Source organism: Sulfitobacter sp. 1A10359, assembly GCF_043558145.1.
Taxonomy (GTDB): Bacteria; Pseudomonadota; Alphaproteobacteria; order Rhodobacterales; family Rhodobacteraceae; genus Sulfitobacter; species Sulfitobacter faviae.
The window spans coordinates 408,085-428,030 of sequence record NZ_JBIFGB010000001.1 but is presented as its reverse complement, the minus strand read 5'-3'; the positions used below and the strand labels follow the sequence as shown (position 1 = coordinate 428,030).

Genomic DNA, 19,946 nt, shown 5'->3' with positions numbered 1-19,946 from the left:
ATGGCCGAAGACCTACCTTTGGACCTGCCCGAGGACCCCAAGCTGGCGGGGAATATCACCCATTTCGCCCGCGCCCTGCGCCGGGCGGGGCTGTCAATCGGGCCCGGGCGGGTGGTAGAGGCGGTGGAGGCCGTCGCTGCCGTGGGCTTCACCAGCCGCCGTGATTTCTATTGGACGCTCCACGCCTGTTTCGTGAGCCGCCCCGAACAGGCGCGGGTCTTTGCGCAGATATTCCGACTTTATTGGCGTGACCCGCGCTATTTGGAGCATATGATGGCCGCGATGCTGCCTGCGATCCGCGGCGTGCAAGAGGATCGCCCCGCCACGCCCGCCGAGAAACGCGCGGCAGAGGCCCTGTTGGACGGGGCCGAGGCACCGGAGCGGGAGGACGCGCCTCAGCCCGAGGAGAGTCTCGTCGAGGTGGATGCAAGCCTGACCATGTCCGCGCGGGAGCGGCTGCGGACATTGAATTTCGAACAGATGAGCCTCGCGGAAATGGCTGAGGCGAGACGGATGTTGGCCAAACTCGACCTGCCGGTACCGCCGATGCCAAGCCGCCGCAATGTGGCCGCGGCGCGGGGGCGGATCGATGTGGCGCGCACGATGAAAGCGGCGCTGCGGCGGGGCGGAGAGGCGGACCGGCTTTATCGGAAGACACCGCGCGCGCGCTATCCCAACCTCGTCGTGCTGTGCGATATTTCCGGCTCGATGAGCCAATACAGCCGGGTGATCCTGCATTTTTTGCATGCGGTGGCCAACCGCAAGGGCAAAGGCTGGGCGCAGGTGCATGGTTTCACCTTTGGCACCCGGCTGACCAATATCACCCGGCATCTCGCCACCCGCGATGTGGATGCGGCGCTCGCCGCGGCGGGGGCGCAGGCGCAGGATTGGGAGGGCGGCACGCGCATCGGCGCGGCGCTGGCGGCCTTCAATCGCGACTGGTCGCGGCGGGTCATGGGGCAGGGGGCGGTGGTCTTGTTGATCACCGACGGGCTGGACCGGGACGACCCGGCAGAATTGGCGCGGCAGATGCAGCGGCTACATCTGACCGCGCGGCGGGTGATCTGGCTGAACCCGCTGCTTCGCTGGGACGGTTTCGCGCCCAAGGCGGCGGGTATTCGCGCGATGCTGCCCCATGTCGATAGTTTTCGCGCCGGGCATTCGATTGCATCTTTGGAAGCGCTGGCCGAGGCGATCTCGCGCCCCGATGATGTGGGGGAGAAGGCGCGGATGTTGGCTGGGTTGAACGCAGAGGTTTAGCCAATGAGGGGAGGGCGGAGGGCTGCGGGTCTCTCCAAAACCAGAGGGGTCTCGGACCCACCCTTGATTGATCCCGGCCTGTCACCCGCCTGTCGTCGGTTCAAGCGAAATAGCCGTATCCCCTAAAGGGGCCCCTCGGCGATTTAGCCTGCCCCGCCGCCCTGCGCGCGACCGTTTGGTCTCAAGCAAGGGCGGCTCCGAAACCAGAGGTTCAGGCGAAGGTCTGGGCGAAAGTGGTCCGGTAGATCGTGCGCAGGTCCGACAGGGTGGCGGAGGTGTTGCCGAAGCTGATCTTGTCGCCGCCAAAGGCGCCGACGGCGGTGACCGGTACGCCGGCTTCCTTGCCTGCGGCGATCAAGGTTTCCGCGGCGTCGGCGGTGCAGGCGACGAGGTAGCGGGCTTGGTCTTCGCCGAAGAGGGTGGCGGTGTCTTCGCTTTCGATTTCGACGCCGATCCCTGCGGTTTCAGCCAGCTCAAAGGCCGCGAGGGCGAGGCCGCCGTCGCCGAGGTCGGTGCAGGCGGAGATTTGGCTGGCTTGGGCGCGGATGAATTCGCCGTGGCGGCGTTCGGTGGCGAGGTCGACATGGGGGGCGTCGCCCTCGGCCCGGTCGAAGGCTTCGGCGAGCAGGGCGGATTGGCCGAGGTGGCTGCCAGTCGCGCCGATCAGGAGAGCCACATGGCCGTCGCGCAGTTGGTTGCTGATGACCTGATCGAGGCTGTCGATCAGGCCGACCGCGCCGATGGTGGGCGTGGGCAGGATGCCCTTGCCGTCGGTCTCGTTATAGAGCGACACATTGCCGGAAACGATGGGCATGTCGAGCGCGCCCACGGCCTCGCCGATGCCTTTGATGGCGCCGACGAATTGGCCCATGATCTCGGGCTTTTCGGGGTTGCCGAAGTTGAGGTTGTCGGTCGTCGCCAGCGGTTTGGCGCCCACGGCGCAGAGGTTGCGGTAGGCTTCGGCGACGGCCTGTTTGCCGCCTTCGGTGGGGTTGGCCTTGACGTAGCGCGGGGTCACGTCGGAGGTGAAGGCCAGCGCCTTGTCGGTGCCATGCACCCGCACGATGCCCGCGCCGAGGCCGGGCAGGCGGACCGTATCGCCCATGACCATCGTGTCGTATTGTTCGTAAACCCAGTCTTTGGAGGCGTGGTTCACGGAGCCGATCAGGGCGCGCAGGCCTTCGATGGGGTCGATGCTGGGCGCATCGGTCAGCGCGGCGGCGGCGGGTGTTTCCACCCAAGGTCGGTCGTATTCGGGTGCAGTGGAGGCGAGTTTCGACAGCGGCAGGTCGGCTTTGACCTCACCATCGAGACAGATGAGGAAGCGGTCTTCGGGGAGGGTTTCGCCGACGATGGCGAAGTCGAGGTCCCATTTGTCGAAGACGGCTTTGGCCTCGGCCTCAAGCTCGGGGCGCAGCACCATGAGCATGCGCTCTTGGCTTTCGCTGAGCATCATTTCATAGGCGGTCATATGCGGCTCGCGCGTCGGAACTTTTTCAAGGTCGAGGCGCACGCCGAGGCCACCTTTGTCGCCCATTTCCACGGCAGAGCAGGTCAGCCCCGCAGCGCCCATGTCTTGGATCGAGATCACGGCGCCGGTGGCCATCAGCTCGAGCGTGGCTTCCATCAGGCGTTTTTCGGTGAAGGGGTCGCCGACTTGAACGGTTGGGCGTTTCTCTTCGATGGTGTCGTCGAATTCGGCGCTGGCCATGGTCGCGCCGCCAACGCCGTCGCGGCCCGTCTTCGCACCGAGGTAAACCACGGGCATGCCCACGCCGGAGGCGGCGGAGTAGAAGATCTTGTCGGCATCCGCTAAGCCTGCCGCGAAAGCGTTCACGAGGCAGTTGCCGTCATAGGCTTTGTCGAAACGCACTTCGCCGCCAACGGTTGGCACGCCGAAACAGTTGCCATAGCCGCCGACGCCTTCGACGACGCCGTGCACAAGCTGGCGTGTTTTGGGGTGATCGGGGCGGCCAAAGCTCAGCGCGTTCATCGCGGCGATCGGGCGCGCGCCCATGGTGAAGACATCGCGCAGGATGCCGCCGACACCGGTCGCGGCCCCTTGGTAAGGTTCGATGTAGGAGGGGTGGTTGTGGCTTTCCATCTTAAAGACCAGCGCTTGGCCATCGCCGATGTCGACCACGCCCGCATTCTCGCCCGGGCCGCAGATCACTTGGGGGCCGTCGGTGGGCAGGGTGCGGAGCCATTTCTTGGAGGATTTATAGGAGCAGTGTTCGTTCCACATGGCCGAGAAAATGCCCATCTCGGTGTAGTTCGGCTCGCGCCCGAGGATGTTGACGACCTCGGCGTATTCCTCGGGCGTGAACCCGTGGCTGGCGATAAGGTCGGGCGTGATGGCTGGATCTTGCATGGAAATTCCCCGGCTGGCGCGTTTGCGCCCTCATACAAGGGGAAATGCCGGGGGGGAAGTGGCTTTGGCCGCCTGCAGGCTGAAAGAAGGCGATGGGCCAAAAAAAAGGCCGAGCTAAAAGCTCGGCCAAGTCCAACAGGGAGGTATGAAGCGACGCGCCCTCAGGCTGTCAATCTTCATGATGGTGAAATAGGAGGCAGGGCTGCTCAAATCAAGGCTAATTAACATGGCAAGTCATCATGGCCGATATGCGCCTATTGCATGGCTAGCCATGGGTTGCGGTTTAGCCTTCGCCCTCCACCCGTTCGCGCCATTGCTTGCGGTAGGTAATGATCTCTTCTTGAACGAAATCCTTGAAGGCGGCGACGCGTTTGGATTGGCGCAGTTCTTCTGGATAGGCGAGGTAGACCGGCACTTCGGCGGATTCGATATCGGGCATCACCTGCACGATATGGGGGAAGTCTTGGATCAGGTAGTTGGGCAGCACGCCGAGGCCAAGGTGGTGCACCACGCCTTGGAGCACGCCGAAATAGTTGTTCACCGTCAAAAGCGAGCGCAGGTCGTACATCATTAACTCTTTGACGAGTTGCAGCCCCGCGCCGACCTGATCGCTGTCGGTGTTCTGACAGATCAGCCGGTGATCAGTCATATCCTCCATACGCGCGGGCGTGCCGTGTTTTTCGAGGTATTCCGGGCTGGCGTAGAGGCCCATGCGCACGGACATCAGCCGTTTGCGGACCAGATCGGCCTGGCTTGGTTCTTTCATACGGATCGCCACGTCGGCCTCGCGCATGGGCAGGTCGAGCACGCGTTCTTCGAGCATCAGATCGACTTTGAGGTCGGGATATTGCTCGTAGAGTTTGGGCAGGCGCGGGGCGAGCCAGAGGGTGCCGAAGCCGGTCGTCGTCGTGACGCGCAGCTCGCCAAAAACCTCTTCTTCGCTGTCACGGATGCGCGCCGCGGCGGCGTCAAGGCGTTTGGCCATGGCCGAGGTTGCGTCGAACAAAAGCTCCCCCTGTTCGGTCAGGATCAGCCCGCGCGCATGCCGGTGAAAGAGGTTGGTGTTAAGCTGCTCTTCCAGCCCGCGAATCTGTCGGCTGACGGCGGATTGCGAGAGGTTGAGCTTGTCCCCCGCATGGGTCAGCGACCCCGCATCGGCCACGGCGTGAAAAATTCTGAGTTTGTCCCAATCCATGGCCCGTACTTTCCTTGCCCAGCCTTTCTCCTACCTTAATAGCCGGGAGAAAACAGCACAAACCGTCGCCTGCGGGACTGCCGTTGCGGAATAACTGCTATACAGGTCAGCAACTGTGACCTATAATCCGGGCAATCATGCAAGACTGACGTGCTAGGGAGGGCCCGCCATGACGACGCAAAAGATTTCACTGAACGACCGTTTCGACCTTGAGAAAAGCCCGGTGCTGCTGAACGGCACGCAGGCGCTGGTCCGGCTGATGATGATGCAATCGGCACGGGATCGCGCCGCGGGGCTCAATACCGCGGGCTATGTGACCGGCTACCGCGGCAGCCCGCTGGGGGGCGTGGACCTGCAGATGCAGCGCGCGCAGAAGTTCCTGACCGACTACAACGTGCGTTTCGAGCCGGGGCTGAACGAAGACCTCGCGGCGACCATGCTCTGGGGCAGCCAGCAGGCGGAACTGCGCGGGGAGGGCAAATACGACGGCGTCTTCGGCCTGTGGTACGGCAAGGGGCCGGGCGTGGACCGCACCGGCGACGTGATGCGCCATGCCAACATGGCGGGCACCTCGCCCCATGGTGGCGTGCTGATGGCCATGGGCGACGACCACACCGGCGAATCCTCCACCGTGCTGCACCAATCCGAATGGGCCATGGTCGATGCCTATATGCCCGTGGTCTCCCCGGCCGGTGTGCAGGAAATCCTCGACTATGGCATCTACGGCTGGGCGCTGAGCCGGTTCTCGGGCCTTTGGGTCGGTCTCAAGACCATGAAGGACACCGTGGAGGCCACCAGCGTGGTTGACGGCGATCCGAACCGGATGAAGCTGGTGATCCCTGACTTCGACATGCCTGACGGCGGCCTCAGCATCCGGCTGAACGACACGCCGCATCTGCAGGAAGCGCGGATGATCGACTACAAGCGCTTCGCGGCCGAGGCGTTTTCCCATGCCAACAAGATGGACAAACGCGTCTGGGGCAAGCGCGGCGCCAAGATCGGCTTTGCCGCGGCGGGCAAGAACTGGCTCGACCTCGTGCATGCGATGAGCCTTCTGAACATCGACGCGAATGAGGCCGAGCGGCTCGGGCTCACCACCTACAAGATCGGCCAGACCTTCCCGCTCGACATGCAGGGCTTCCATGACTGGGCCGATGGGCTCGATCTGGTGGTTGTGGTCGAGGAGAAGCGCAAGCTGATCGAGGTGCAGATCAAGGAAGCGCTGTTCAACGACACCCACCGCCGCGTCTATGGCTGGCACAAGGGCGGTGCGGGCATGGAGCATGGCGAAGAGCTGTTCCCCACACGCGGCGCGCTCGACCCCATCCTGATCGCCGAGAAGATCGGCGGCATCCTCTTGGAGGAGGGCCGCGAGACCGATGGCATCCGCGCAGGCCTTGAGGCGCTCAACGAAGCGCGCCGCTCGGACAATGCCGAGGATATCGCGGCACGCCTGCCGTATTACTGCGCGGGCTGCCCGCATAACTCCTCGACCAAGGTGCCGGATGGCTCCCGCGCCTATGCGGGCATTGGCTGTCACTACATGGTGCAATGGATGGACCGCGAGACGACGGGCTTCACCCATATGGGTGGCGAGGGCGCGAACTGGATCGGCGAGGCGCCGTTCTCGAATACCGAGCATGTCTTCCAGAACCTCGGCGACGGCACCTATAACCACTCCGGCGTGCTGGCGATCCGGGCGGCCATCGCGGCGGGCACCAACATCACCTACAAAATCCTCTACAACGATGCCGTCGCCATGACCGGCGGCCAGCACAACGAGGGCGATCTGGACGCCTACCGCATCGTCGAAGAACTCAAGGCCATGGGCGTGAAGAACGTCGCCGTGGTCTATGACCAGAAGGAAGACGTGGACCTTGCCCGCTTCAAGGGCGTGGAGGTGCATGAACGTGCCGAGATGCCGAACGTGCAAAAGGCCTACCGCAAGCACAAGGGCGTCAGCGCTATTGTCTACATCCAGACCTGCGCTGCCGAGAAGCGCCGCCGCCGCAAACGCGGGCTGTTCCCGGACCCCGACAAGCGCGTCTTTATCAATGAAGACGTCTGCGAGGGCTGCGGCGATTGCGGCGTGCAGTCGAACTGCGTGGCCGTGGTGCCGAACGAGACCGAACTGGGCCGCAAGCGCGCCATCGACCAGTCGCAGTGCAACAAGGATTTCTCCTGCCTCGACGGGTTCTGCCCCTCTTTCGTGACGCTGGAGGGCGCTAAGATTCGCAAGGACCCGACAACCGATCTCAGCATTCCCGACCTGCCGATGCCCGACCTGCCCAAGATCGACGGCACCCATAACGTCGTCATCACTGGCGTGGGCGGCACCGGCGTCGTGACCATCGGCGCGCTGCTGGCGCAGGCGGCACAGTTGGACGGCAAGGGCGCGGGCATGATGGAAATGGCAGGCCTCGCCCAAAAGGGCGGTGCGGTGCATATACACTGTCGTCTGGCCGAACGCCCCGAAGATATCAGCGCGATCCGTGTGGCTACCGGCGAGGCGCATGCGCTCATCGGTGGCGATCTGGTGGTTTCGGCTGGCCACAAGACGCTGGGGCTGACGCGCGCCGGGCGCACCGGTGCCGTGGTGAACTCGCACCAGATCATCACCGGCGACTTCACCCGCGATACCGAGTTCCAGATGCCCTATGACCGGCTGAGCCTCGCGTTGGAAGCGCGGCTGAAGGATGACGTGGCGATGTTCGATGCCTCGGATCTCGCCAAGGCGACTTTGGGCGACTCGATCTTCTCCAACATGATGATTTTCGGTGCCGCGTGGCAGCGCGGCCTGCTGCCGCTGACGTTCGAGAGCCTGATGCAGGCGATCGAGATGAACGGCGCGGCGGTGGAGCGCAACAAACGGGCCTTCGAGATCGGTCGCTGGGCCGTGCTCTACCCCGAGGACGCGCGGAAGGTGAGCCAGCCCGACAACGTGGTCGAACTGCCCAAATCGCTGGGGGAGAAGATCGCCTTCCGTGAGAACCACCTGACCGACTATCAGGGCAAGGGCTTGGCCAAACGCTATACCAAGATGCTTAATGGTATCGAGGACCGTGACGTCAAGGCGGCGGTGGCCTTGGGGTATCACAAGCTCTTGAGCTACAAGGACGAATATGAGGTCGCCCGCCTGCTGATCACCAGCCGGGACAAGGCGCGGGCTCAGTTCGATGGCGATTTCAACATGACCTTCCACATGGCGCCGCCGCTGATCTCGAAGATGGGGCCGAATGGCCGTCCGCAGAAGCGCGAGTTCGGCCAGTGGCTCGAAGGGCCGCTGCGGGTCATGGCGAAGTTCAAAGGGTTGCGCGGCACGCCGCTCGATCTCTTCGGCTATACCGCCGAGCGCAAGATGGAGCGTGCGTTGATCAAGCAATATGAGGCCGATATGGCCGAGGTGCTGCCAAAGCTGACCGACCAGACCCGCGACGCCATCGTGGCGCTGGCCGAACTGCCGCTGCAAATCCGCGGCTTCGGGCCGGTCAAACAAGCCAATGAGGCCAAGGCCGCAAAACGGCGCGAAGAACTGCTGGCGGTGATCCGCGCGGGCGGCACGGCCACGGCCAAGGCGGCGGAGTAATATCGCTGTTACATCTCTGCCCTAAAGTGTCCGCCAAGACGACCCTGAGGCCGAGATGTGACCTACGCCCGTGACATAAGCTATGCCCATTCCGCCCGAACCCGGGGCGGGAGGGCGCTCATTCGATTGATGGAAAACACCACGGGCCGTGTTTTCCTGCTGAAACGGGCCGAAGGCTACGAAGATGATCTGGCCGCGGGGCTAGGGTTCTTCGATGCGATGGTGCAGCGCTGTGGTCTGACGCTCGACGTGATGCGCGGCGCTTTGTCGGATATCCCGACGCGGGGGCCGGTCATTCTGATCGCCAATCACCCCTACGGCATTCTGGACGGGCTGATTTTGGGCCATATCCTGAGCCAGACGCGCGGCGATTTTCGCATCATGGCCAATGCGGTTTTCAGCCAAGCGCCGGATCTGGCGCATCATCTGCTGCCCATCAGCTTTGCCGAAGATCGCGCCGCACTTGCGCTAAACCTCGCCACCCGCCGGACCGCGTTGAACTATCTGGCGCAGGGCGGGGCGATTGGCATCTTTCCCGGGGGCACCGTCAGCACCGCCGCGCGGCCCTTTTCGCAGCCGATGGACCCCGGCTGGCGCAGCTTCACGGCGCGGATGATCGCCAAGTCTGACGCCACTGTGGTGCCGATCTACTTTGACGGTCACACCAGCCGCTTGTTCCAGATCGCCAGCCATCTGCACGCCAACCTGCGCATGGGCCTGCTGATCAAAGAGTTCCGTGCCCGTGTCGATACGCCCGTGCGCGTGGCCATCGGCGCGCCGATCCCGCGCGCCACGCTCGACCCTCTGGCGGGGGACGCAAAAGCGATGATGGATTTCCTGCGCAAAGCCACCTATGAGTTGTCACCAAAGCCGGGCCAGTATCAGGGCCTCGGTTACGAGTTTGAGGAACGGCATAGAGCCGACAGGTGACGACAGACCATGGCAGTTGGTATTTTCGATTCGGGGCTGGGCGGGCTGACCGTCTGGAACAAGGTGCAAGAACGGCTGCCGGAGGTGGATTTTGTCTACCTCGCCGACAGCGCCCATGCGCCCTATGGCGTGCGCGACGCCGATGACATCTATGAGCTGACCTGCGCCGCCGTGCAGCGGCTGTTCGATGCGGGCTGCGATCTGGTGATCCTTGCCTGCAACACCGCCTCTGCCGCCGCGCTGCGCCGGATGCAAGAGGGGTGGATCCCGCGCGACAAGCGGGTGCTGGGCGTTTTCGTGCCCTTGATCGAAGCGATGACCGAGCGGCAGTGGGGCGACAACTCCCCCCCGCGCGAGGTGGCGGTTAACCATGTGGCGCTCTTCGCCACGCCTGCCACGGTGGCAAGCCGCGCGTTTCAGCGTGAACTGTCTTTCCGCGCCATCGGTGTGGATGTTGAGGCGCAGGCCTGCGGCGGGGTGGTCGATGCCATCGAAGAAGGCGACATGATCCTTGCCGAAGCGCTGGTGCGCAGCCATGTCGACGCGCTGAAGCGCAAGATGCCCAACCCCGATGCGGCGATCCTGGGCTGCACCCATTACCCGCTGATGCAGGAGGCTTTTCAGGCGGCCTTGGGCGGGCAGGTCAAAGTCTTTAGTCAGGCCGAGTTGGTGGCGGATTCCTTGGCCGATTACCTTGAGCGGCATCCTGATATGACAGGCACGGGTGAGGCGGCTTTTCTCACCACTGGTGATCCCGCCCGGGTGAGCGACCGCGCGACGCAGTTCCTGCGACGACAGATCACATTCACCGCCGCCTGAACTCCAATTACATTTCGTTCCGAACAAGGGGACAGACCATGACCCAGAACATCGCCATTCTTGGCGCCTCCGGCTATACCGGGGCAGAACTCATCCGGCTGATTGCTGGCCATTCTTCTATGCAGATCAAGGCTTTGGGCGCGAACTCCAAGGCCGGCCAGACCATGGCCGAGGTCTTTCCCCATCTGCGCCATCTCGATCTGCCCACATTGGTCACGATTGATGAAATCGACTTTTCGCAGATTGATCTGTGCTTTTGCGCATTGCCGCATAAGACCAGCCAAGAGGTGATCGCGGCGCTGCCCAAAGACCTGAAGATCGTCGATCTTTCCGCCGACTTCCGCCTGCGCGACCCTGAGGATTATGCCAAGTGGTACGGCAATGAACATGCTGCCCTTGAGCAGCAGAAAGAGGCGGTCTACGGCCTCACCGAATTCTACCGCGAAGAGATTGCCGCCGCGCGGCTGGTGGCGGGGACGGGCTGCAATGCGGCCACGGGGCAGTTTGCCCTGCGCCCGCTGATCGCGGCGGGGGTGATTGACTTGGACGATATCATTCTGGACCTGAAATGCGCCGTTTCCGGTGCTGGCCGCTCGCTCAAGGAAAACCTGCTGCATGCGGAGTTGAGCGAGGGCTATCACGGCTATGCGCTTGGCAGCACACACCGGCATCTGGGGGAGTTCGATCAGGAGTTTTCGGCCCTTGCAGGACGGCCCGTGCAGGTGCAGTTCACCCCGCATCTGGTGCCTGCGAACCGCGGCATTCTGGCGACCTGCTATGTCAAAGGTGATGCGCAGGCGATCTATGAGACAATGCAAAAAGCCTATGCCGATGAACCCTTTATCGAAGTGCTGCCCTTCGGCGAGGCGCCCAGCACCCGGCATGTGCGCGGCTCGAACTTCTGTCATATCGGCGTGGTGGCCGACCGCCAGACCGGGCGGGCGACGGTGGTTGCAGCGCTCGATAACCTGACCAAAGGCTCCAGCGGGCAAGCCTTGCAAAACGCGAACCTGATGCTGGGACTGCCAGAAACCGACGGGCTGATGATGGCCCCGCTCTTCCCATGAAGAGCCTCAAGAAACAGCGCCGGATCCAGATCATCGCCGTGGCGGCGGTGGCCTTGGTCCTGTCGACCGCACTGATCGGCTATGCGCTGCGCGACGGGATCAACTATTTCCGCGCCCCGAGCCAAGTCATCGCCGAGCCGCCCGGCCCGACAGAGGTGTTCCGCATCGGCGGGTTGGTCGAAGAAGGATCGCTCAAGCGCGGGCAGGGGGAGCAGATAAGCTTTGCCGTGACCGATGGCGGGGCCTCTGTTCCGGTGGTTTTCACCGGCGTTTTGCCCGATCTCTTTGAAGAGAACCAAGGCATGGTCGGCACCGGCAGCTATGTCGGCGGCGTGTTCGAAGCCACTGAAATCCTTGCAAAGCATGATGAGACCTACATGCCTAAGGAAGTGACGGACGCGCTGAAAGAGCAGGGCGTTTATCGCGAATCCGAAGGCTGACCGCTGCGCAACGCGCGGGGGCGTGAGCATCGGTTAACCAATCCGGCGGAGCCTGTTTGCATGCAAAACAGGAGAGCCGCGATGCAGTCCGTGCGTGAGATCGCCAGCGCCATCGTCGTCCGCGAGGGCGGCTTTGTGAATGACCCCGACGACCCCGGCGGGGCGACGAAATACGGGGTGACGATCCATACCATGCGCCGCTTGGGGCTGGACCTGACCGGCGATGGGGCGGTCGATGTGGCGGATGTGCGCCGCCTTGGCCGCGCGCAGGCGGTGGATATCTTTGTCCGGCATTACTTCAACGCGCCGCGTATCGCCGAACTGCCCGCGCCTTTGCAGCCGAGCGTTTTCGACATGTATGTCAACGCTGGCAGCAACGCGGTGAAAATCCTGCAAAGCCTGCTGCGCGAGATGGGGCAGGACATCACCGTTGACGGAGCCATCGGCCCGCAGACGATCCGCGCCGCCCATGCCGCCTGGCAGGCCGCCCCGGATCATCTGGTGGATGCTTACGGCATCGCGCGGCGCAACTACTACTTCCGCCTTGCTGACCGCCGCCCCGCGAGCCGCAAATACGCGCGCAGCCGGACAGGGGGCAAGGGCGGCTGGATCCGGCGCGCGGAGGAGTTCATCGCGCCGCGCTATCACATGAGCGAGGCCGATTTTGCACGGAGGGTGGCACAATGGGGCTGATCGAACGTATCTTCACGGCAATCTTCGGCGGTGAGCGGAACGTCATCCGGGACACGGTCGAAGTGTTCCGCGAGAATGCCGAGGCCGGAGCGCAGCGCGCCCATGCGGTGCAAGGCCAAGCCATGGCGCAATATGGGGCCGAGTTCGCCCAAGCGCGGCAAGGTGGCTTTGACCGCTTCATGGATGGAGTCAACCGGCTGCCGCGCCCGATGCTGGCGCTCGGCACGCTCGGGCTTTTCGTCACCGCCATGGTCAATCCGCTGTGGTTCGCCGAACGGATGCAGGGCATCGCCTTGGTGCCCGAGCCGCTTTGGTGGTTGTTGGGGGTGATCGTCTCCTTCTATTTCGGCGCGCGGCAGCAGGTGAAATCGCAGGAGTTTCAGCGGGCCATCGTTGGCACCATCGCCCGGGTGCCGCAGGTGGTCGAGAATATCGAAACCTTGCGCGAGATGCGCGCCGACAGCCCTCAGGTGGCCGACACCGGTGCCGACAGCTGTCTGGCCCTCGCCGCGGTCGCGCCGTCGGAGAATGCGGCCCTTGATGCTTGGCGTCGCAGCCGGGGCTGACTGCGACCGATTGACCGTTTTTCACGTTTGATTTGCCATGGCTTAGGGGGCTTCGGCCCCCTATAGTCCGGCCCATGATTACAGAGCTTGGACATTTCGCGCTTGTGCTCGCCTTTGGCGTCGCGCTTGTACAGATGGTGGTGCCGATGTGGGGTGCTTGGCGGGGCCGCGCGGGCTTGATGGCGGTGGCCGAACCGGCGGCGGCGGCGCAATTTATTCTGATCGCCCTGTCTTTTGGCGCGCTGATGTGGGCCTTCGTCACTTCGGATTTTAGCCTGCAATTGGTGGTGGCCAACAGCCATTCCGCCAAGCCGATGCTTTATAAAATCAGCGGCACATGGGGCAATCACGAAGGGTCGATGCTGCTTTGGGTGTTGATCGTGGCGCTTTTCGGGGCGATGGCCGCGTGGTTTGGCGGCAACCTGCCGCCGCGCCTGCGCGCGCGGGTGCTCTCGGTACAGGCGGCGATTGGAGTGGCCTTTCTGGCGTTCATTCTTTTCACCTCGAACCCCTTTCTGCGCATGGGCACGCCGCCCTTTGATGGCCAAGACCTGAACCCGCTTTTGCAAGACCCCGGTTTGGCCTTCCACCCTCCGTTTCTCTATCTCGGCTATGTCGGTCTCAGCATGGCCTTCAGCTTTGCCGTGGCGGCGCTGATTGAGGGGCGCGTGGATGCGGCTTGGGGCCGGTGGGTGCGGCCGTGGACGCTGGCGGCTTGGGTGTTTCTGACCATTGGCATCGCGCTTGGGTCTTGGTGGGCCTATTACGAGCTGGGCTGGGGCGGTTTCTGGTTCTGGGATCCGGTCGAGAACGCGAGCTTCATGCCCTGGCTCTTGGCGGCGGCGCTGTTGCATTCCGCCATTGTGGTCGAGAAACGCGAGAGCTTGAAAAGCTGGACCATTCTGCTGGCCATCCTCGCCTTCGGCTTTTCGCTGATCGGGACTTTCATTGTGCGCTCTGGCCTGCTGACTTCCGTCCATGCCTTCGCCAATGACCCCGAGCGGGGGGTCTTTATTCTGGCCATTCTGGGGGTCTTTACCGGCGGTGCGCTGGTGCTCTATTCGCTGCGCGCCTCGGCGCTGGAGGCGAAAGGCGTCTTTGGCTTGCTGAGCCGCGAGACGGCCCTCGTGGTGAACAACCTGCTGCTCGCAGTGGCCTGTTTCGTTGTCTTCGTCGGCACCATGTGGCCGCTGGTGGCTGAGATGTTCCTCGACCGAAAACTCAGCGTCGGGCCGCCGTTCTTTAACGCCGCGTTTACCCCTTTCATGGTAGCGCTCGGGCTGATCCTGCCGATTGGCAGCGCGATGCCATGGAAACGGGCCAAGATCATGCGTGCGCTCTACCCGTTGCGCTATGCCTTCCTGCTAGCGCTGGCGCTTGGGGGGCTGGCCTTTGCCATGCAGGCCGGGCGCGGCCTGCTGGGGCCTGTGGGCCTGTTCCTTGGGGCATGGCTGGTGATGGGCACCGTGGTGGATGTGATGCAACGTCTTGGGCGCGGCCCGGGCAAGCTGCGCCGGTTGCGCCGCCTGCCGCGTGCGGATTGGGGCAAGGCCACGGCGCATGGCGGGCTGGGCGTCACCATGGCCGGGATCGCGGGGCTAATGGCTTGGGCCGTGGATGACATCCGCGTGGCCCGGATTGGTGAGCCTTTTGACGTGGGCAGCTACACGCTGACCCTGCGGGATGTGAGCGAGGTTCGGGGGCCAAACTACCTCAGCACCATGGCGGAGATTACGCTGGCGCAGGACGGCGCGGTGATCTCGACCCTGCGGCCTGAAAAGCGGTTCTACCCCGTGGCGCAGATGCCCACGACCGAGGCGGCGATCGACTATAACCTCGCGCGGGACGTCTATGTGGTGATCGGCGATGCGCAGGACGGCGGCGGTTGGGCGGTGCGAACCTATATCAAGCCGATGACCAATTGGATTTGGATCGGCTGCGCGCTCATGGCGCTTGGCGGGGTGCTAAGCCTCAGCGACCGGCGCTTCCGGGTCGCGGCGGGTGCGCGCAAGCAACCGGCGGGGGTGCCTGCGGAATGAAACGGCTGCTGCTGATCCTGACCCTGCTCGCCAGCCCCCTATGGGCGGTGCAGCCTGACGAAGTGCTCGACGATCCCGCGTTGGAGGCCCGCGCGCGGGAGTTGAGCCAAGGTCTGCGCTGCCTCGTTTGCCGGAACGAAAGCATTGATGAGAGCAACGCGAGCCTTGCGCGTGACCTGCGCATCTTGCTGCGCGAGCGGCTGGTAGCGGGCGACAGCGACGCAGAGGCGGTGGATTTCATCGTCGACCGATACGGTGAATATGTCCTGCTGAACCCGCAGGCGACGGGGGCCAATTGGCTGCTTTGGGGGGCGGGGCCGCTGATGCTCTTGCTGGCCGGGGGGCTGGGCGTGATCTATCTGCGCGGCCGCGCCCGCAGCAAAACCCCAAGCGAAGCGCCCCTCTCGGCAGAGGAAGAAGCCCGCCTGCGCGATATTCTCGACCGCTGACGCCCCGTTGCACTGGCAGCGGCACATTGCTTTGATATGCTGCGGCCAAGCAATCGAGGATAGCAAGATGGACTATGAAACGATCACCTATGCGCTGACCGACGATGTCGCGCTGATCACGCTGAACCGCGCCGATAAGATGAACGCGCTCACCACGCAGATGCGGGCGGAGCTGACCCATGCAGTGACCGAAGGCGGGCGCGCGGCGCGGGTCGTGGTCCTGACGGGGGCGGGGCGTGCCTTTTGCTCGGGCCAAGACTTGGCCGACCGTGCGGGCGGCGTGGCCGATCTGGAGAAGACGCTGCGCGAAGAATATGCCCCGCTGCTGCGCGCCATCATCAACTGCCCAGTGCCGACCATTGCCGCCGTGAACGGCCCGGCGGCAGGGGCAGGGGCGAATATCGCGCTGGCCGCCGATGTCGTCTTTGCGAGCGAGAGCGCCTATTTCATGCAGGCTTTCACCCGCATTGGCCTGATCCCCGACGCGGGCGGCACCTATGCGTTGCCTCGGCAGATGGGCATGGCCAAGGCAATGGGGGCGGCCCTCTTCGCCGATAAGATCACCGCCCGTCAGGCAGATGATTGGGGGATGATCTGGCAGGCCGTGCCGGATGCGGAATTCGATGCCCATTGGCGCGCCAAGGCCGCGCAATTGGCCGGTGGCCCCACGGCTGCCTATGCCGAGGCCAAGAAGGCGATCCGCGCGTCATGGGACAATGGGCTTGAGGATCAACTCTCGCTGGAGGCCCAAGCGCAGGGCCGCTGCGGCAAGTCGCAGGACTTCGCCGAGGGGGTGACGGCCTTTACCCAAAAGCGCAGCCCCAAGTTTCAGGGGCGCTGAGCGCTAGCAGCTCCGCTCGACCAGCAGCACATCGCTGGCCGAAGGTGCCGGGCCATTGGCCCGCGCCACGACCGCCACAGCGACGCCGTCCGCCAAAACCGTATGGACCGAGTTCGAAACCTGCGCGATGGTGATGCGCGGCGGGGTCTGGCCCTTGTCATAGACCACGGCGATCTGGTCGCAATCATGCAATGTATCGGGGACGAGCGCACCCTGAGGGCCGGGGACATCGTCGGCCTTTGCAGGCGTCAGACCGGTGGCGCAGTCCCAGCGAAGCCCTTTGGTCCGGTCCATTGCGGTCATCCTGCATCCTCTCGTCGCGGCCCGGCTGTACTGCTGGGCGTCTACAATGGGGTGGACGCCGGCCGGACTGCGAAAGAGCGAACCCCTTCGGCAGTGCCACAATGATGCCCTTCCCACCCCGAAAAGACATCGTGAAAGGAGGCTACCGCCGCGGGGGGAATCCCGTCAAGCGGGGCGGGGGCATTGTCACGAGGTGCGAAACAGTGCCGTAATTTGGCCGTATTTTCGGCTCCGGTGTTTCGCGTCCGGCAAAACGCTTGGAAACATTCACTGATTTTTCACGCCATTGCTGACAGTGCATATAAGGGCACCGGTTTTCGCGATTCGGGCGCGCGGAATCAGTCACCCCGACGGCGGCGCCATTGTTGCCCTTAGGTCAACAACCTCAATCATAGGTATTGCGGGCAGTGGCGGGAGAAACGCGAAACGCCCCGGAAATCCGGGGCGTTTGCATGGTCTCTGAAGGTCGCTTCAGCGGTTCTCGATATCGACGTAGTCGCGCTTGTCCTCGCCGAGGTACAGCTGACGCGGACGGCCGATTTTGAGCTGCGGATCGCTGATCTGCTCTTTCCACTGGGAGATCCAGCCCACGGTCCGCGCCAGCGCGAAGATCGGGGTGAACATCGACGTGGGGAAGCCCATCGCTTCGAGGATGATGCCGGAATAGAAATCCACGTTCGGGAAGAGCTTCTTTTCCGCGAAATACGGATCCTCCAGCGCGGCTTTCTCCAACTCCTTCGCGACCTGAAGGATCGGGTTGTTTTCCACGCCCAGCAGTTCGAGAACCTCGTCGGCGCTTTCCTTCATCACGGTCGCGCGCGGGTCGTGGTTCTTGTAGACGCGGTGGCCAAAGCCCATCAGGCGGAAGGGGTCGTTCTTGTCCTTGGCGCGGGCGATGAACTCAGGAATGCGATCGGGCGTGCCGATTTCCTTGAGCATCTCAAGGCAAGCTTGGTTCGCACCACCATGCGCCGGACCCCAGAGGCAGGCGATGCCAGCGGCGATACAGGCGAAGGGGTTCGCACCGGAAGACGACGCCAAACGCACGGTCGAGGTCGAGGCGTTCTGCTCGTGATCGGCGTGGAGCGTAAAGATCCGGTCCATCGCGCGGCTGAGGATCGGGTTGACCTCATGCTCTTCGGCCGGAACGGCAAAGCACATGCGCAGGAAATTCGACGCGTAGTCGAGATCGTTGCGCGGATAGACGAAGGGCTGGCCGATGGTGTATTTATAGGCCATCGCCGCGATCGTCGGCATCTTGGCGATCAGGCGGATCGTGGCGACCTCGCGCTGGTGCTCATCGTTGATGTCGGTGCTGTCGTGGTAGAAGGCCGACATCGCGCCAACCACGCCCACCATGATCGCCATCGGATGCGCATCGCGACGGAAGCCGCGGAAGAAGTTCATCATCTGCTCGTGCAGCATGGTGTGGTTGGTCACCAGACATTCGAAATCTTCCAGCGCCTTGGGAGAGGGCAGCTCACCATAAAGCAGCAGGTAGCAGACTTCGAGGTAATGCGACTTCGACGCCAGCTGCTCGATCGGGTAGCCGCGGTGCAGCAGCACGCCTTTGTCACCATCAATGAAAGTGATCGTGCTGTCGCAAGCCGCGGTCGAGGTGAAGCCCGGGTCGTAGGTAAAGACACCCGCCTGCGCATAGAGCTTGCGGATATCGACAACATCGGGCCCGTCAGTGGGGCTGTGAATCGGCAGATCGAAGCTTTGATCGTCGATCGTCAGCGTTGCGGTTTTATTGTTATTGGTCATGAAATCCCTTCCCGAATGTAGGCTGCGGAGATGCCCCCGCCGTCTGGGCCTAGCCCCATATGGGGCTGTCCCGTTCAGTTATACCTGCCGCCCAAAGAAGTGGTGAACCAAAACTTAGGCCGCGGCGTCCGTCAGTCGGGCAAGGGTCTCATCGCGCCCCAGCACCAACATCATGTCAAAAACCGATGGGGTGACTGCCCTGCCAGCCAAGGCCGCCCGAAGCGGCCCCGCCAGCTTGCCAAATTTGGTGTCATGCGCGGCAGCAAAGCCGTTCAGTACCTCCTCCAGCGTTTCTTTGTTCCAGCTAGCATTTTGCAATTGCGGCGTCAATTCCGACAGTATGCCACGGGATACCGTATCGAGATTCTTTGCCGCTTTCTCATCTGGGGTGATCGGGCGATCGGCCAAGACAAAGGTCGCTTTTTCAAGCAGTTCGGGGAATTTCTTCGCGCGATCTTTCAGACAGTACATCGCCCGTTCCAACGCCTCGGCCTGACCTTCGGTCAGCGCGGGCTCTCCTGCCGCTTCAAGATAGGCTTCAATCTCGCGCCGCAGTGCGGCATCATCGGCCTGTGCGATATGCTGACCGCAGAGGTTTTCCAGCTTTTTCAGGTCAAACTGCGCGGGGCTTTTGCGGATCCCGTCCAGATCGAACCATTCCTGCGCCTGTGCATCGGTAAAGAATTCGTCATCCCCATGGCTCCAGCCCAGACGGGCGAGGTAGTTGCGCATGCCCGCCGCAGGATAGCCCATCACCTGATATTCCTGCGCACCCAAGGCGCCGTGACGTTTCGACAGCTTCTTGCCGTCCGCGCCGTGAATCAGCGGGATATGCGCCCAAACCGGCACGTCCCAGCCCATCGCCTCATAGATCATCATCTGGCGGGCGGCGTTGTTGAGGTGATCGTCGCCGCGCACCACATGGGTCACGCCCATGTCGTGATCGTCCACCACCACGGCCAGCATATAGACCGGCGTGCCGTCCGAGCGCAGCAGGATCATATCGTCGAGCTGGTCGTTGCGGATGGTGACATCGCCCTGCACCTGATCGCGGATCACGGTAGTGCTTTCCAGCGGCGCCTTGATGCGGATGACGTAAGGCGCGTCCGGGTGGCTCGCCGGATCGGCATCCCGCCAAGGGGAGCGATAGAGCGTGCTGCGCCCCTCGGCCTTGGCCGCCTCGCGAAAGGCGGCGATTTCTTCTTGGCTAGCGAAGCACTTATAGGCTTTGCCGGCGGCCAGCAGTTCCTGCGCGACTTCCGCGTGGCGCGGGGCATTTTCGAACTGGCTCACGATCTCGCCATCGTGGTCGAGGCCGAGCCACGACATGCCCTGAAGAATCGCCGCCGTCGCTTCGGGGGTGGAACGCGCGCGGTCGGTGTCTTCGATGCGCAGCAGGAATTTACCCCCCCGGCCACGCGCATAGAGCCAGTTGAATAGGGCGGTCCGCGCCCCGCCGATATGCAGGAACCCGGTGGGAGAAGGGGCGAAACGGGTCACAACAGGGGCGTTCATGGCGAAGGGCCTTTCGGTCAGAGATATGGTGTTTGGAGCGGCGTTTACCAATTGGTAACCATCCCGGTCCTAGGATTTGACGCCTGTCTACCCAGTGCGATCCGC

Annotated in this window: 16 protein-coding genes; 11 read left to right on the top strand and 5 right to left on the bottom strand. The window is 63.3% G+C overall.

Annotation, left to right across the window (positions count from 1 at the left end):
* The gene (locus ACGYK2_RS02130; protein WP_271687115.1) at positions 1-1,260 is read left to right on the top strand and encodes a VWA domain-containing protein; all 1,260 of its coding nucleotides are present in this window, start codon (positions 1-3) and stop codon (positions 1,258-1,260) included.
* Positions 1,261-1,471: 211 nt separating this feature from the next.
* Here the strand turns inward: ACGYK2_RS02130 and purL are convergent, their stop codons facing one another.
* Together purL and ACGYK2_RS02120 are read right to left on the bottom strand one after the other, a co-directional pair.
* Complete coding sequence (gene purL / locus ACGYK2_RS02125; protein ID WP_276154851.1) at positions 1,472-3,631, bottom strand: phosphoribosylformylglycinamidine synthase subunit PurL; 2,160 nt, start codon at positions 3,629-3,631, stop codon at positions 1,472-1,474.
* A 283-nt stretch (positions 3,632-3,914) separates the two neighbouring features.
* Entirely contained in the window at positions 3,915-4,826 is a 912-nt protein-coding gene (locus ACGYK2_RS02120; RefSeq protein ID WP_067260717.1) for a LysR family transcriptional regulator, read from the bottom strand.
* A 169-nt stretch (positions 4,827-4,995) separates the two neighbouring features.
* Here ACGYK2_RS02120 and ACGYK2_RS02115 point away from each other — a divergent pair, with 169 nt between their 5' ends.
* From ACGYK2_RS02115 to ACGYK2_RS02070, 10 genes are all read left to right on the top strand, one after another.
* Complete coding sequence (locus ACGYK2_RS02115; RefSeq protein WP_271687117.1) at positions 4,996-8,412, top strand: indolepyruvate ferredoxin oxidoreductase family protein; 3,417 nt, start codon at positions 4,996-4,998, stop codon at positions 8,410-8,412.
* A 57-nt stretch (positions 8,413-8,469) separates the two neighbouring features.
* Complete coding sequence (locus ACGYK2_RS02110) at positions 8,470-9,342, top strand: lysophospholipid acyltransferase family protein (RefSeq protein WP_276154414.1); 873 nt, start codon at positions 8,470-8,472, stop codon at positions 9,340-9,342.
* A gap of 9 nt (positions 9,343-9,351) precedes the next feature.
* Positions 9,352-10,161 (top strand): glutamate racemase, encoded by an 810-nt coding sequence (locus ACGYK2_RS02105; RefSeq protein ID WP_067260710.1) that lies wholly within the window; start codon positions 9,352-9,354, stop codon positions 10,159-10,161.
* 38 nt (positions 10,162-10,199) lie between these two features.
* Positions 10,200-11,228, top strand: a complete 1,029-nt coding sequence (gene argC / locus ACGYK2_RS02100) for an N-acetyl-gamma-glutamyl-phosphate reductase (RefSeq protein WP_271687120.1) — start codon at positions 10,200-10,202, stop codon at positions 11,226-11,228.
* Positions 11,225-11,668 (top strand): cytochrome c maturation protein CcmE, encoded by a 444-nt coding sequence (gene ccmE / locus ACGYK2_RS02095; protein WP_067260705.1) that lies wholly within the window; start codon positions 11,225-11,227, stop codon positions 11,666-11,668. Before argC ends, ccmE begins: the two co-directional genes overlap by 4 nt.
* A gap of 81 nt (positions 11,669-11,749) precedes the next feature.
* Positions 11,750-12,361, top strand: coding sequence for a holin-associated N-acetylmuramidase (locus ACGYK2_RS02090; RefSeq protein WP_271687121.1), 612 nt, complete (start codon positions 11,750-11,752; stop codon positions 12,359-12,361).
* Positions 12,352-12,927, top strand: coding sequence for a holin family protein (locus ACGYK2_RS02085; RefSeq protein WP_271687122.1), 576 nt, complete (start codon positions 12,352-12,354; stop codon positions 12,925-12,927). Before ACGYK2_RS02090 ends, ACGYK2_RS02085 begins: the two co-directional genes overlap by 10 nt.
* 74 nt (positions 12,928-13,001) lie before the next feature.
* The gene (locus tag ACGYK2_RS02080; protein WP_271687123.1) at positions 13,002-14,966 is read left to right on the top strand and encodes a heme lyase CcmF/NrfE family subunit; all 1,965 of its coding nucleotides are present in this window, start codon (positions 13,002-13,004) and stop codon (positions 14,964-14,966) included.
* Positions 14,963-15,415, top strand: coding sequence for a cytochrome c-type biogenesis protein (locus ACGYK2_RS02075; RefSeq protein WP_271687124.1), 453 nt, complete (start codon positions 14,963-14,965; stop codon positions 15,413-15,415). The genes ACGYK2_RS02080 and ACGYK2_RS02075 overlap by 4 nt, the downstream gene beginning before the upstream one ends.
* A gap of 67 nt (positions 15,416-15,482) precedes the next feature.
* Positions 15,483-16,256 carry an enoyl-CoA hydratase-related protein gene (locus tag ACGYK2_RS02070; protein WP_271687125.1) on the top strand — a complete coding sequence of 258 codons (774 nt, stop codon included), beginning with the start codon at positions 15,483-15,485 and terminating at the stop codon, positions 16,254-16,256.
* A 3-nt stretch (positions 16,257-16,259) separates the two neighbouring features.
* Here the strand turns inward: ACGYK2_RS02070 and ACGYK2_RS02065 are convergent, their stop codons facing one another.
* From ACGYK2_RS02065 to gltX, 3 genes are all read right to left on the bottom strand, one after another.
* The gene (locus tag ACGYK2_RS02065; RefSeq protein ID WP_271687126.1) at positions 16,260-16,550 is read right to left on the bottom strand and encodes a hypothetical protein; all 291 of its coding nucleotides are present in this window, start codon (positions 16,548-16,550) and stop codon (positions 16,260-16,262) included.
* 480 nt (positions 16,551-17,030) lie between these two features.
* On the bottom strand, positions 17,031-18,326 hold the full coding sequence (locus ACGYK2_RS02060) for a citrate synthase (RefSeq protein WP_067260690.1): 1,296 nt from the start codon (positions 18,324-18,326) through the stop codon (positions 17,031-17,033).
* A gap of 114 nt (positions 18,327-18,440) precedes the next feature.
* Positions 18,441-19,841 carry a glutamate--tRNA ligase gene (gene gltX, locus ACGYK2_RS02055; RefSeq protein WP_271687128.1) on the bottom strand — a complete coding sequence of 467 codons (1,401 nt, stop codon included), beginning with the start codon at positions 19,839-19,841 and terminating at the stop codon, positions 18,441-18,443.
* Positions 19,842-19,946 lie beyond the last annotated feature (105 nt).

Excerpts from the sequence above, each read along its gene's own strand:
- ACGYK2_RS02130 (WP_271687115.1), top strand. The coding sequence starts at position 1 with ATGGCCGAAGACCTACCTTTGGACCTGCCCGAGGACCCCAAGCTGGCG.
- purL (WP_276154851.1), bottom strand. The coding sequence starts at position 3,631 with ATGCAAGATCCAGCCATCACGCCCGACCTTATCGCCAGCCACGGGTTC.
- ACGYK2_RS02120 (WP_067260717.1), bottom strand. The coding sequence starts at position 4,826 with ATGGATTGGGACAAACTCAGAATTTTTCACGCCGTGGCCGATGCGGGG.
- ACGYK2_RS02115 (WP_271687117.1), top strand. The coding sequence starts at position 4,996 with ATGACGACGCAAAAGATTTCACTGAACGACCGTTTCGACCTTGAGAAA.
- ACGYK2_RS02105 (WP_067260710.1), top strand. The coding sequence starts at position 9,352 with ATGGCAGTTGGTATTTTCGATTCGGGGCTGGGCGGGCTGACCGTCTGG.
- argC (WP_271687120.1), top strand. The coding sequence starts at position 10,200 with ATGACCCAGAACATCGCCATTCTTGGCGCCTCCGGCTATACCGGGGCA.
- ccmE (WP_067260705.1), top strand. The coding sequence starts at position 11,225 with ATGAAGAGCCTCAAGAAACAGCGCCGGATCCAGATCATCGCCGTGGCG.
- ACGYK2_RS02090 (WP_271687121.1), top strand. The coding sequence starts at position 11,750 with ATGCAGTCCGTGCGTGAGATCGCCAGCGCCATCGTCGTCCGCGAGGGC.
- ACGYK2_RS02085 (WP_271687122.1), top strand. The coding sequence starts at position 12,352 with ATGGGGCTGATCGAACGTATCTTCACGGCAATCTTCGGCGGTGAGCGG.
- ACGYK2_RS02080 (WP_271687123.1), top strand. The coding sequence starts at position 13,002 with ATGATTACAGAGCTTGGACATTTCGCGCTTGTGCTCGCCTTTGGCGTC.
- ACGYK2_RS02075 (WP_271687124.1), top strand. The coding sequence starts at position 14,963 with ATGAAACGGCTGCTGCTGATCCTGACCCTGCTCGCCAGCCCCCTATGG.
- ACGYK2_RS02070 (WP_271687125.1), top strand. The coding sequence starts at position 15,483 with ATGGACTATGAAACGATCACCTATGCGCTGACCGACGATGTCGCGCTG.
- ACGYK2_RS02065 (WP_271687126.1), bottom strand. The coding sequence starts at position 16,550 with ATGGACCGGACCAAAGGGCTTCGCTGGGACTGCGCCACCGGTCTGACG.
- ACGYK2_RS02060 (WP_067260690.1), bottom strand. The coding sequence starts at position 18,326 with ATGACCAATAACAATAAAACCGCAACGCTGACGATCGACGATCAAAGC.
- gltX (WP_271687128.1), bottom strand. The coding sequence starts at position 19,841 with ATGAACGCCCCTGTTGTGACCCGTTTCGCCCCTTCTCCCACCGGGTTC.